Origin of the sequence: Gelidibacter mesophilus DSM 14095 (assembly GCF_000423005.1) — a bacterium.
Taxonomy (GTDB): Bacteria; Bacteroidota; Bacteroidia; order Flavobacteriales; family Flavobacteriaceae; genus Gelidibacter; species Gelidibacter mesophilus.
In genome coordinates this window covers 502,524-516,163 of sequence record NZ_AUHD01000001.1, presented here as the reverse complement: position 1 = coordinate 516,163, position 13,640 = coordinate 502,524, and the positions used below count along the sequence as shown (strand labels likewise).

The 13,640-nt window shown below is 37.0% G+C and carries 10 protein-coding genes; 8 read left to right on the top strand and 2 right to left on the bottom strand.

The genetic code is table 11. The annotated features are described in order from the left end of the window. Positions 1-98: 98 nt before the first annotated feature. Both G525_RS0102440 and hemN read right to left on the bottom strand, forming a co-directional pair. A complete protein-coding gene (locus G525_RS0102440; protein WP_027124732.1) occupies positions 99-929 on the bottom strand; it encodes a universal stress protein in 831 nt (276 codons plus the stop codon). A gap of 85 nt (positions 930-1,014) precedes the next feature. Further along, positions 1,015-2,379, bottom strand: coding sequence for an oxygen-independent coproporphyrinogen III oxidase (hemN, locus tag G525_RS0102435; RefSeq protein WP_027124731.1), 1,365 nt, complete (start codon positions 2,377-2,379; stop codon positions 1,015-1,017). 208 nt (positions 2,380-2,587) lie between these two features. On the opposite strand from hemN, the gene G525_RS0102430 reads away from it, so the two are divergent. From G525_RS0102430 to G525_RS0102380, 8 genes are all read left to right on the top strand, one after another. Next, positions 2,588-3,172 carry a superoxide dismutase family protein gene (locus G525_RS0102430; RefSeq protein ID WP_027124730.1) on the top strand — a complete coding sequence of 195 codons (585 nt, stop codon included), beginning with the start codon at positions 2,588-2,590 and terminating at the stop codon, positions 3,170-3,172. 107 nt (positions 3,173-3,279) lie between these two features. Beyond that, complete coding sequence (locus G525_RS0102425) at positions 3,280-3,810, top strand: RNA polymerase sigma factor (protein WP_027124729.1); 531 nt, start codon at positions 3,280-3,282, stop codon at positions 3,808-3,810. Between the two features lies 1 nt (position 3,811). Continuing rightward, positions 3,812-4,633: an anti-sigma factor gene (locus G525_RS0102420; RefSeq protein WP_027124728.1), complete on the top strand. Its 822-nt coding sequence runs from the start codon at positions 3,812-3,814 to the stop codon at positions 4,631-4,633. A gap of 397 nt (positions 4,634-5,030) precedes the next feature. Then, a complete protein-coding gene (locus G525_RS22180; RefSeq protein ID WP_157491860.1) occupies positions 5,031-5,171 on the top strand; it encodes a hypothetical protein in 141 nt (46 codons plus the stop codon). Between the two features lie 179 nt (positions 5,172-5,350). Next, a complete protein-coding gene (gene uvrA / locus G525_RS0102410) occupies positions 5,351-7,900 on the top strand; it encodes an excinuclease ABC subunit UvrA (RefSeq protein WP_027124726.1) in 2,550 nt (849 codons plus the stop codon). Positions 7,901-9,177: 1,277 nt separating this feature from the next. Beyond that, complete coding sequence (locus G525_RS0102400) at positions 9,178-9,432, top strand: hypothetical protein (protein WP_027124725.1); 255 nt, start codon at positions 9,178-9,180, stop codon at positions 9,430-9,432. Between the two features lie 869 nt (positions 9,433-10,301). Further along, positions 10,302-10,706, top strand: coding sequence for a VOC family protein (locus tag G525_RS0102395; protein WP_027124724.1), 405 nt, complete (start codon positions 10,302-10,304; stop codon positions 10,704-10,706). A 1,135-nt stretch (positions 10,707-11,841) separates the two neighbouring features. After that, complete coding sequence (locus tag G525_RS0102380) at positions 11,842-13,320, top strand: potassium/proton antiporter (protein WP_027124723.1); 1,479 nt, start codon at positions 11,842-11,844, stop codon at positions 13,318-13,320. Positions 13,321-13,640: the final 320 nt, after the last annotated feature.

The window sequence follows — 13,640 nt, the reverse complement described above, 5'->3', positions numbered from 1 at the left end:
AAATTTAGTTAAAATATGACAATTATCATATATCGGATATTTTTGTCCTATTTAACAGAACTGTTTTAGGGGTGTCGTCGTCCTACCCTTCTCCTTCATTAAATTTTAAGGGTCAGGACTGGCAAGTTTGCTCGGTTGGCCATATCTTCAGAAATACTTCCTTCAAAAAAATGCGCCAAACCTTTTCTACCATGGGTTGGCATCACAATGAGATCGGCACCAAAAAGATTCGAAAAATTCATAATTCCTTTCTGAATGGAATAATCTGACACATAATGGACCTTATTTAAATTGTTCATATTCCCTTCCGCCTTCATTAAAAAGTTAGCTACATTTTGTTCCATTTCCGTAGTACTCTTAAAGTTCTCACCCGGAACATTCACGTATAACAAATGGATATTGGCACCTTCACCTAGAGTTTTTAATGCCCGTTGATAAACGTCCACACTCTTTTCAGAGAAATCAGATGCAAAAACGACATTTTCAAAACTAAGATTGGTTGGCTTTTGCTTTATGACCAATACCGGAAGATCAGAATGACGTACAACTTTTTCAGTGTTTGACCCAACAAAAACCTCAGTAAAGCCACTCACACCATGGGAACCCATCACTATTAAATCTGCTTGATGCTCTTCAGCCACGACACTCACCTCACTAAACACTTTGGAATGTTTGACAATAGGCGTAATTTTCACGCCTTCAAGATAATCCCTGGTCAAAAACTCTTCAAAGCGTTGTTGCGCAAGTTTTAGAAAAAATACAATTTTTGGTTTTGGACCATCATTGGATGCCGTCAAAATAGAATCGGACATTTCCAACATATGTAATGCCAATATTTCAGCATCATTTTTTCTAGCCAATATAGCCGCCGCCTCAAGCGCATACTCTGAATATATTGAAAAATCTACTGGTACAATTATTTTATTCATGATGTTATTTTTTTAGTGCTATTATTTTAAAATATGAGGATTTAAGCAAAGGAACCAAACGGATCACTAAGGTTATACATTACCCCTATACGGTCATTGAGAACAATCGGGTTTGTGGTTGCTTTCGTTTTAATAGCAAGTCGAAAGCCATACAAATATTCCTTACAAAGGGTTTGCCTTTTTCCGTGAGGATCAATTGTGTGGCATTGCTCATTACTAAACCATCATTTTCCATTTCTTCCAAATCTTTTAAAACTTCTGGTAATTCGTCAAAATACAGCCGATCGTCATTCCAAGAGGTTTGGAATTGACACATTAAATTTAGGATGTGCTGCCTGATGATCAAATCTTCGGCATTGAGGATATGACCTTTAACCACTGGAATAATCCCTTCATCCACCAAATGGTAATAGTCCTCAATACTCTTCACGTTTTGCGAAAAACCGTACCAACTATCACTTATAGATGACACCCCCAATCCAATCATTGCCTTAGTTTTTGAAGCTGTGTATCCCATAAAATTACGGTGCAAAGATGTATTGTCCATAGCTTGGTAAAGCGAATCCGATTCTAGAGCAAAATGATCCATTCCAATTTCATGGTAGCCCGCTTCAGCAAGCAAGATTTTGCCCAATTCATACTGTTGACGCTTGGCTTCTCCTGAAGGCAAATTACTTTCATTAAATCCGCGTTGTCCATTTCCTTTGATCCATGGCACATGCGCATAGCTATAAAAAGCGATTCTGTCTGGTTTTAAAGATTTGGTCTTTGCAATAGTTTCTTTAACGTGCGCCTCTGTTTGAAATGGCAGCCCAAATATAATATCGTGGCTCACAGACGTATATCCAATGGCTTTGGCCTGTTCCGTAACCCGTTTGACATTTTCATAAGGCTGGATTCTATGAATGGCCTTTTGCACCACTTCATTATAATCCTGAACGCCATAACTCACCCGTCTAAAACCGAGATCATAAAAGGTTTGCAAATGCTGTTCCGTAGTGTTATTAGGATGGCCCTCAAAGCTAAACTCATAGTCTTCGGCTAAGGTTGCCCGTCTTAACAAGCTATTGATAAGCAGATTTAAATGTACTGGCGAAAAAAATGTTGGCGTCCCACCACCCAAATGCAGCTCTTTGATCTTTGGTCGTGAGGGCAATAGATCACAATACAAATCCCACTCCTTCACCAAAGCATTTATATACGGAATTTCAACACTATGTTGCTTTGTAATTCTCTTATGACAACCACAAAACGTGCACAGACTCTCGCAAAATGGCAAATGAATATAGATACTGATGCCTTCTTCGGCATTACTCTCTTCAAATGTTCTATAAAGCGATTCTTTCCATGCCTTCATGCAAAATGTACTGTCGTCCCAGTAGGGCACCGTTGGATAACTTGTATATCGCGGTCCTGCCACATTGTACTTATCAATTAAAGACCTTTTCATGCGTACGATTTGATTAAATTTTGGTCAAATGTATTCTAAATAAGGTAAAAAAAATATGATATAAGTCATGCCAAACGCTCAATAAAAATTAATTTTAAACCCATTATCAATAGGAGTTTACTGCGTTGATAAATATTTTTTAGAACTAATAGTAATATTCAGCCAAATTAGCAGTAATTTTAATAATTAACCACTAAAACAATTAATCATGAAACGATTATCATTTATAGGGCTTGCAGTTTTCGCATTGACTCTAACCACCTCTTGTAAAAATGAGAAAAAGGAATCTACGGTAGAAGAAATGAAAGACGAAATGCCTATGGAAACCCCAAAAAAGGAGGTTAAAAAAATGCAAGTAGAATTAGAACCAAAAAGCGACAGCAATGTGAAAGGCAATGCTGTTTTTACTGAAGAAGATGGTGTTGTTACTATGGTTGCGGTACTTAGCGGACTTACTGAAGGTGAGCATGCCATTCATCTCCATGAAAAAGCAGATTGCTCAGCAGCTGATGGTACATCGTCAGGAGGCCACTGGAATCCAACCAATCAACCCCACGGTAAATGGGGAAGTCCTGAAGGCTACCATAAAGGTGATATCGGGAATTTCACGGCAGATTCCAATGGGAATGGAACCATTACAATTACTACTGACGAATGGTGTATTGGTTGCGGTGATACCGACAAAGACATTGTAGGAAAAGCAATTATAGTGCACGATGGCGTTGATGATTTCACAACACAACCAACAGGTGATGCTGGAGGACGCATAAGTTGTGGAGGAATTATTCAATAAGACCTTTTACGTTAGACAAATAACATAAACAAGTCGCTCTAAAAAGCGGCTTTTTTTGATTTTTTTATTATTTTACCATCTTTAAAAGCCACCATAAAAAAAGGCATATGCAATTAGAACTATTGATTTCGAAATTTCAAGAAAAAGACGAAAAGGCTTTTGAAGAGCTCTACACGATGTATAGTGATAGCATGCATGGTGTTATTTACAACATCGTGAGAGATCATGATATTGCGGAAGAAATCATGCAGGGTGTTTTTATAAAAGCTTGGAACAATGCCAGCAGTTACTCTGCAGAAAAAGGCCGTTTTTTCACTTGGATTTTGAACATTGCCAGAAATGCGGCCATTGATAAAACCCGATCTAAGGCTTTTAAGAATTCCAAAAAAAACCTCGCCGCTGAATATTTCGTAGATATCTTGCAACACAGTGATAACTTAGATGAACAAACCGATGCCATTGGTATTAAGAAATTTGTGAGCCAGCTTGCTAAGAAATGTATTGAGGTTATTGAACTTTTATACTTTAAGGGATACACCCAAAAGGAAGCCTCTGAAACTCTTGATATGCCTATTGGCACCATCAAAACCCGGAACAGAAACTGCATTAAGGAATTAAGAACTATTGTACTCAAATAACATGGATATAACCGCTTATATAGACTCTGGAATTTTAGAACTCTACGTCGCTGGTGCGCTCTCTGAAAATGAAAATAAAGAGGTTTACGAGCATATGCGCAAACATCCGGAAATTCTTCATGAAGTATTAGAAATTGAAGCTGCCATTATTAAGTTAACTGCCACCACCTCTCGCAACACCAATGCCAGATTGTTTGAGTCCATAAGACAGAAATTAAAACCTAATGGATCAGATACGGCTACTGAACCCAAAGTAATTTCCATTGCCAAACCTAAATATAATTGGCTCACCTATACTGGATGGGCAGCAGCAATTCTTATTGGGGCAGCGTTGTTCTGGACCTTAAACCAAAACCAAGAGTTGGAAACTAGACTTGTAGATACGCAAATTGAAAAAAACAATCTCGAAGAGCAGATTGCAAATTCGAAAACAGATCTTGAAGCTACCAAAAATTTCCTGAACGTTTTACGCGACAAGAACATTATTGTTGTGCCTTTGGGTGGGCAGGGAGAATTTGCGAATACCTATGCCAAGGTCTATTGGAACAAGAAAGACAACAGTATCTATTTAGATGCCCAAGGTCTTCCTGAAGCCCCCGCTGGCAAAGTGTATCAAGTTTGGTCGTTAAAACTGGACCCTTTGACACCAACAAGTTTGGGTACCATTGACGATTTCAATACGGACGATAACAAAATATTTACCATAGCAAACGCTAATGAAAGTGAAGCCTTCGGGATTACCTTAGAACCAGAAGGCGGTAGTGAAACCCCAACGATGGATCAGTTGTATACCCTAGGAGTGGTGAAAAGCTCAGAATCTTAGAATTTTTTTATTTTATAATAAGTAAGCACTAGCATTTGTTGGTGCTTTTTTTGTGTCAAAAATGCTGGGTAATTTTAAAGGGAGATGTTGCACGGGTTTCATTTTGAACCCGATGTTTTAAAAATTCGCCTAAAACAGAATTTGGTTATGGATCGATTTAAAATTGGATAGAAACGGTGATTGCATCAATAAACTTGATAAGACTTTCAAATTAACCGAAAACGCTAATCCTATAAAACGCAAATTAAAAATACAACTCGAGAAATAGCTTTTAAAAAATGGAAGGAAACAATAAAACAAGAAATAGAAAATGACAGTTTACGCAAGTCTTTTTTGCGTTCGCTATTTAAAAAAATATATTTCATTTATCAAAAATAGACAAAACGAAATCTATTTAATGCCTGATGGAATATCGTCACGTGTAACAACCTACAGAAAAGCGATTGATACGACCTTAAAAAGTGAGGATAAACTTATAGACTTATATTACGCTGGCAGCGCTAAAATTTTGGTAAAAGAAGAAAATGACAGTATTTGATATGGGATTACCTTAAAATCCTTATCGGACAATTGGACAAAGGCAAAATCAGGCCAATGCTCATACTATGTTGCCAATAAAAATTAAAAGCAAATCTTTTGGAACAGATGTCTTTATAAACTTCAAAATTAAAAGTGTTATCAATCGTTCTTGGTGTAGTTTTTGCTTAATTTGTGCCTATGAATAAACCTATTGAGAATACATCCCAAAATAATGGCTTCGTTTCTATTCGAGGCGCACGACAACATAATCTTAAAAATATATCTTTGGAAATTCCACGTGATGCTCTGGTAGTTTTTACAGGAATTTCTGGTTCCGGGAAATCGTCCCTTGCTTTTGGCACCTTATATGCTGAAGCCCAACGGCGGTATCTTGAATCCGTATCGCCATATGCACGGCGACTTTTTCATCAAATGCCAATTCCTGAAGTTGACGAGATTGAAGGTCTTCCACCCGCAGTGGCATTGCAGCAGCAACGCGGTTCAGGTACTACCCGATCTTCAGTGGGCTCCGTAACCACTTTGTCGAATTTGTTGCGGATGTTATATTCACGTGCTGGCGATTATCCACCTCATCAACCTTTGTTATATGCCGATTCATTTTCAACCAACACCCCGGAAGGCGTCTGCCCCACCTGCCATGGTCTTGGTAGAATTTACGAAGTCACAGAAAAAAGCATGGTTTTGGATGACAGCCTGACTATTCGGGAAGGCGCTGTAGATTCTTGGCCAAAAGCATGGCAGGGAAAAAATCTTCGTGACATTTTAGTCACTTTACAATATGATGTGGACGTGCCTTGGAAAGAGCTTCCGAAAAAAGACCGCGACTGGATTTTATTTACAGACGACAAACCAAAAGTGCCTGTATATCGAAATCTTGATAAGAATGATGTGCAAATTGCCATCAAAGAAAAGCGGGAACCAAGTTATATGGGAACGTATACAGGTGCCAAAAACCTAGTATTGCACACGTTTGCTAATACGCAAAGCGCCATGATGAAAAAACGCGTGTCAAAATATATGCTGAGCAGTGAATGTCCTACCTGCCACGGGAAACGTTTACGCCCAGAATCGCTATCCGTGACTTTTGCCGGTTATGACATTGCTGATATTTCAAGATTGCCATTAAAAAAATTACGTTCCATTTTTTCTCCTTATAATGATGGTTCAGCTCCAAACTTGGCCAAATTTGGGGGGAAATCTACTGAAAAAGGCATTGTGGCACAACGGATTGCCGAAGATCTTGTGGCAAGAGTTGACATTTTATTGGAATTGGGACTGGGCTATTTATCTTTGGAACGTAGTACGCCTACCCTATCCCCTGGCGAACATCAGCGTTTAAGACTGGCGACTCAGGTGCGTAGTAATTTATTTGGGGTTGTGTATGTCTTAGATGAACCTTCGGCAGGATTGCATCCCGCTGATACCGAAGCATTGCTTAAAACACTGGATCGATTGAAAGCTTGCGGGAATTCGCTTTTTGTTGTGGAGCATGAAATGGATGTGATTCGTCATGCCGATTGGTTAGTGGATGTAGGTCCTGATGCTGGTGAAGGCGGCGGAGAAATTTTATATAGTGGTCCGCCCGCTGGTTTAAAAAATATTTTAAGATCTAAAACTAGAGAACATTTTTTTAATTCGCTCCCATTCAAAAAACCTGAACCGAGGAAACCTTCGGGATGGCTCAGTTTAAGCGGCGTTACCAGAAACAATTTAAGCAAGCTTCAGGCATCTTTTCCTTTAGGCGTATTGACCAGTGTTACTGGTATTTCTGGCTCGGGTAAAAGTAGTTTGGTAAGTCAGGTTTTAGTAGAGTTGATGTCCACTCAACTTGGAAACAGCCATTCTTCCGAAAAAGAAGAAGAGGATGAAGATCATTTACAAGAAGACGTCGTAGAAACCATAGGTGGTGAAATAACTGCAGGCTCAGAAAACATAAAACGTATGGTTGTGGTCAATCAGAAGCCAATTGGCAGGACCCCACGCTCCAACTTGGCAACATATACGGGCTTATTTGATGTGGTACGAAAATTATTTGCATCAACAAAATTGGCGAAATCACGCCATTATAGGGCTGGTCGGTTTTCATTTAATGTAGGAAATGGCCGCTGTCCTAATTGTGAAGGCGAAGGCTTTGTAATGGTTGAGCTTTTGTTTTTGCCAAGTGTGTATGCACCCTGCCCTGTTTGTGAAGGCACGCGTTATAATCCAGAAACTTTGGAAGTTACCTATCGTGAAAAAAACATTGCCCAAGTTCTTGGGATGACCGTCAATGAAGCAGCTGAATTTTTCGAACAAGAAGATCGCGTCATCCGTCCGCTTAAGGTGTTGCAAGAAGTTGGTTTGGGCTATTTACGCTTGGGCCAACCTGCTACGGAACTTTCCGGTGGGGAAGCTCAACGGATAAAGCTTGCAAAAGAACTACAGCGCTTGAGTCGAGGGACTACACTCTATATTTTGGATGAGCCAACAACCGGCTTGCATCCAACAGATGTTGAGAAACTACAACTTCAACTGGCAAGATTAGTGGATGCGGGCAATACGGTAATTGTGGTAGAACACGATATGCAAGTCATTGCTGCAAGTGATTGGGTTATCGACATAGGCCCCGGTGCCGGAGAAGAAGGCGGAAAAGTTGTAGTGGCAGGAACTCCCGAAAAGGTATCACAAAACAAAGAAAGTAAAACAGCAGTATATTTAGCTAGGACTCTAAACCGCCTCGAGGGCTAACTCACGACGTGGATAAAGTCCAGACTCGGCTTTACTTATTCCTCTCATTCATCAAATGTCTTTTAAATAAGTTATTCTTCTTATATGAAAGTTTTGGAAAAAAGACGTGTTTTTAAAGCTCATGGAGTTGAATGTCCTAAATACGGATTATAGGCCATGGTTTGACCTAGGCTCCTCAGTGAAATTCCCATAGCAAAAAAGCGTCGCCAGGTGGGATGTTCCAAATTAGTTTTGTATTTTTAATGGTTATATTATATGATACAGTTCAAGTGACGCAAGTCGTATAAAATGGCAATAAAAGATTTAAGTTTTGATAAAAATTTGGGCAATAGCAATAGTGCTTTTTTTAGTGGTCACTTTTCTTGTCATAAAATTTTTTGAAGGTTTTATGAAAAAAGAAACTACTGAAAAAACGCGAAAAAACTGGGGAGCACGGATGTATTATTGGCACTTCATATTGATGATTAGTGGCGGGGCAACAACTTTAATAGTATTTCTTTTAAAATGGGGCAATGTCTTGAATTTCTAAAAAAAAAAAAAAAATGAATAAATAAACATTGAACAGAGGCTTGATTTCATTTTTTTTAAAGTAACAGATCAAAATTAAAATATCCGAAATCGGATACTTTGACTTTGTTCCCATTCAAATCAAATTGCTATTTGGACTTGATAAGTAATAAGTGTAATTATCAGAACTATTTCAAATTGACAATTTTTAATTATCGGGAACTTCTTACTAACTAAATTGGGGATATGCGCCAAAATTCAACATTGGGAATTTTCCCCAACCCTGCTCACCATTAGACTTGTGCTGTGCTTCTCAACTTGGCTAATTATTATGAGCGATATGATTAAGAATAAAATCTATAATAACACTTTTTGGATTTTCTCAATGTATGTCATTCCAAGCATTACAACATTTTTTTATCTGACTCAAAGAAACAAACTGTTAAGACTTGGCAAGAGATTCTCGCAACCGACTCTAAAAACTTTAAAGTCCTAAAACACTATTTTAAGTTTTACTCTTAAGAAGTTTCGTCAGAGCGTCAGGTTCATATTAATTGACGCCAAAGTGGCTAATTAAATCATAGCTGTAGAAATGGGAATATCCATATCAATTTTTAAGATAGTAATAAGTATTATCATTGAATAGTCATACTTTATCGCGTAAAAAAACAAATAACAATCTCCAAGCCGATTCTTCTCCTTTTCCAAGTTTTATTATATTGCAATAAAACACCTTAACACTTGTTATAACACCGTATTAAAATAAAATTATGAGTGATTTATCAAATATTAAAACAGACATTGAAAATTATGCAAAAGATTCAAATTTGACTGAATTACAAATTGTGGAAAAACTTGAAAATCATTTCTTCAATAAAAAAGTCAACGAGAATTTAAAATTATACAAGAAGGGAAAGAAAAAAGTGAGTGAAATCACAAAAGATCTCAAAATATCCCCGAGAAAATTTTACGCCATTTTAGAACAGAAAAAAATTAAACACAAGACTTATAATAAAAACAAATAAACCTCAATCTCAAGAGCTTTATGAATCAATAGTCAAAAGTGTTTGTTTCATATAATTGGTCTTTAAATGTCTTAACCGTAATTCCAAGCATCTTAATCTAAGTAAAAAATACTTGATATTGAGGAATTTGAAACTGAAAACTATATCGTACCGAAGTTTAAGCTACACAAAGCTCAATTCGCTCAAATAGGGGTGGAACTTAGGCTCAACCCATTCAAAAAACACAATCGGGCGTAAGGATTCATAACACCTTAGTGTCAGATTTTCTAATTTCAAAATTAAGTTTCACCATAAATTTTATGGCATGGAAAAAATAAAATAGAGTTTTTACTCAAACCATATTATAAAACCAACCCTCAGAAAATGACTTGATAAAAAAGGTATTGTGCTAAATCCCGAGTTACATTGAAAAATTTAGAATTCTTTGAAATTGATCTCAACACAGAATTAAAATTACTCGATTTTTGTAAAATGATTATTTGAAATCTTCATTGGTTTTTGTAAATATGACAGGGTTATTATTTATTATTATTATTATTATTATTATTATTATTATGCATTGGGTCACCCTGAACAAGAGCTGACTACTTATGTGATTGACTAATTAAGATCTGGTAAAACCGCAATTGGTTTGAATATTTGGCTTGTATTTCGGACATAACCCATCATCCCAATAGTATCAATTTAGAGATGAAAAAGTGCTCAATCAAAACTTACAATTAAGACCGACCATTAGTAATCACAGCATAATATGGCTTTATTATTCATAAAGAAATGCTCTGGCCGTAATGTCTTCAAACTCTAAATTTCTTGCCTTAGGAAAAGTATGGTGTCATCAATCTAAACTATCTTTATGTTGATTTAACAATATGGAACAAATTCTCATCAATTTACCGGCCACAGACCTTAGGACATCAGTGAAATTCTATGCTAGTCTTGGATTTTCAACAAAACCATTATTCTCAGACGAGTACCAGAAATGTATGGTTTGGAGCGATCAAATCTATGTTATGCTCATGTCACCTGAAAAATTTAAAACCTATAGCCAAAGGCCAATCCCAAATTTAAAAGATGGCACAATGGCATATTTCACGCTCCCGGTTGAGAGTCTTTCCAGAGTCAATGAGATTGTTGAGAACGGATTAAAAGCAGGTGGCAAGGAACCAACACCCATGATCAATGAGAGATTTATGCAAATTAGAAGAATTGTGGATTTAGATGGTCATATGTGGGATATTCTATATATGGACCTCTCTAAATTTAAGAAAGGTTGAAGTTTTGATCCCATCCCAAATCCGTTTGTGTTTAGTTCGAACTAGGTCTCTGTGTTGAAAAAGCGACGATTTTTCATGTTTAACTAGAAGTCTGTTGCATTCGTGATATAGATTAAGGATTTAACTCACAACATTTCAGCAAAAGAATCAGGTACATCCGTGAAATTCTTATTCAAATTTTTAAAAACTGAAGTGAAAAGCTGGGAACCGCACAGTTTCGACATTCTTTGAAGCTGCTGAAATAATTATTCATTTATAAACTCGCAATAAATTAAATAGCAGATTATCACATTATTATTAAAAATCTCATTGACAATCAAATAAAACTCAAAACACCATCTTTAATTTAAAACAGTTTTGTTTTTATCTTTGAGTACACTCAACGCTATATTATTTACTATTTTAGCCTTATCCTTTGCTTTTTATTGAAAGGTTCTCTCTTCTCACAAACGAACCAATCTTTTAAAAATCCTACAACACAGCAATTGGACTCTTTAAAAAGTGAATTAAAAATTCTTTTCAAAAAATGACCAAGCCTTTAGACATATCTATATTGAAGCCAAAAATATATTGGGAAAAGACTCTTTTGAAATGGCATACTTCTGGGAAGTGGTTGAAGCTCAGTACAAAATTCTGATAAACCAACTGACATCGATTCTTGATAAATTTGGTTGGCTTGGAATATCCCAAGTGGGCAGGCTCGCAACTGGCACACAACGGCGTATGTTGCAGCACGATTCTGTTGCTTCACAAGAAAAATATGCATGATTACTAAAAGCCTCTGTATTAAAAAAGAATCCCAAGCAGTCCATTATGCCCGCCTGGTATACAGATTGCTCTAACCCTAATCAAATGCATTATATGGGTCTCAAATTAATTATAATTCTGAACCGCACTCCTTTTATGAGATAGATGCGCCAGAATTAATCGACACAAGAAGAACGGTAATTGGACTTAAATCCATTATGGAATTATCGGCAGCTCAAAATTTAGAAAGGCCTATAACTAACAATCGACCATCTTAAAAATTTTGAGATATGTCTCCAAAGTCAAAACCAGATTTTTATTTTGGCAGCAATATTCGTAAAAATAAAAAGAAGTATCTTCGCGAGAATTGGTATTTTAAAATAAAAGCATGATTCTAACCACTGAAAACATTCTATTAGTTGGCTCTATTTTACTTTTTATAAGTATTATTGTTGGTAAAACTTCTTATAGATTTGGTGTTCCTACACTCATATTGTTTTTAGCCATAGGCATGTTAGCAGGTTCTGAAGGCATAGGTGGGATCCGATTTGACAGCCCAAAAAGCGCACAGCTTATAGGCATAATTGCACTTAACTTCATTTTATTTTCTGGGGGCCTGGACACCAATTGGAAATCCATAAAACCAATCCTTGGAGAAGGTATTGCCTTGTCGACTTTAGGGGTTTTACTGACCGCTCTGTTGCTGGGAACATTTGTGTATTATGTTACCGATTTCACCATTTATGAAAGCATGCTTTTGGGTTCTATAGTATCGTCAACCGACGCTGCTGCGGTATTCTCAATTTTACGGTCAAAAAGTCTTGCCTTGAAAAAAAATATCCGGCCTACTCTAGAATTGGAAAGCGGAAGTAACGACCCGATGGCCTATGTATTGACCATCGCGTTCTTGACTTTAGTGATCAATCAAGATCAAAGTGTTGCATCCATTGTCCCTATGTTTTTACAACAAATGATTGTGGGTGCAGGTGCAGGTTTTGGATTTGGAATAACCAGTAAATATATCATTAACAGAATCAACCTTGGATTTGAAGGCCTCTACCCCGTTTTAGTGATTGCGTTGATGTTCATCACCTTTTCAGCTACTGATTTTGTTGGAGGCAATGGCTTTTTGGCCATCTATATCTGTGCAGTATACCTAGGAAATCAAGACATTATTCAAAAGAAAACCATTTTAAAAATGTACGATGGTTTGGCTTGGCTGATGCAAATTGTGTTGTTCCTCACCTTAGGACTTTTAGTCTTTCCTTCTGAAATAGTTCCATATATCGGGGTTGGCATGCTCATTTCACTGTTTTTGATTCTTGTGGCGCGCCCAATAGCTGTATTTATAAGCCTGATGTTCTTTAAAATGAAATTGAGAAGACGCTTCTATATTTCTTGGGTAGGCTTGCGTGGCGCTGTGCCGATTGTATTTGCAACCTATCCGCTTTTAGCGGGCATTGAAAAAGCAGATATGATTTTTAGTATCGTTTTCTTTATTTCGGTAACCTCTGTACTGATTCAAGGAACCTCGTTATCGGTTGTTGCAAAATGGTTGAAGGTTGGCATTCCGGAAAAAGCAAAAAAAATCACCGAAATAGACCAACTTCTCTTGGATCTACCAAAATCTTCTATGCAGGAATTTGAGATTTTACCCGACTTTTTTGCAGTAAATAAACGTATTGTTGATGTGAACTTTCCCTCATCCGCATTTATTGTCACAATAAAGCGTAACAAACAATACATCCGTCCGGGTGGTTCGACAGTCATTCATGCTCATGATATTTTAATGGTGCTTGCCGATACTCCAGATGAGTATCTTAAAGTTAAGGAGTCCCTCCAAAAGCCTCATTATTCTTTGATATAAATACATGCTATCAAAATTGGCACATGCTGAATATCGTCATAAACGCGTCAGCTCGCTAAATACTATTAAATCAAGACCCTCGGGAAATTAAACTCTCAATGATGGATCAAAACTTCCATTGCTATTTTCCTCCAACAATTTTAGCTTTATTATAAGACATTATTTCTTCATAAAACCACAAAAAACTTATAAACTAAAGTAGCCATACCAGCCCAACACATATTCTGTTGAGGCTTTAACTTTAGTTGTGACCAACAAAAACTCATGACTTACCTAACTCCTTATCTAACGAGCTGATTACACGTTTTTAATCATTTTTT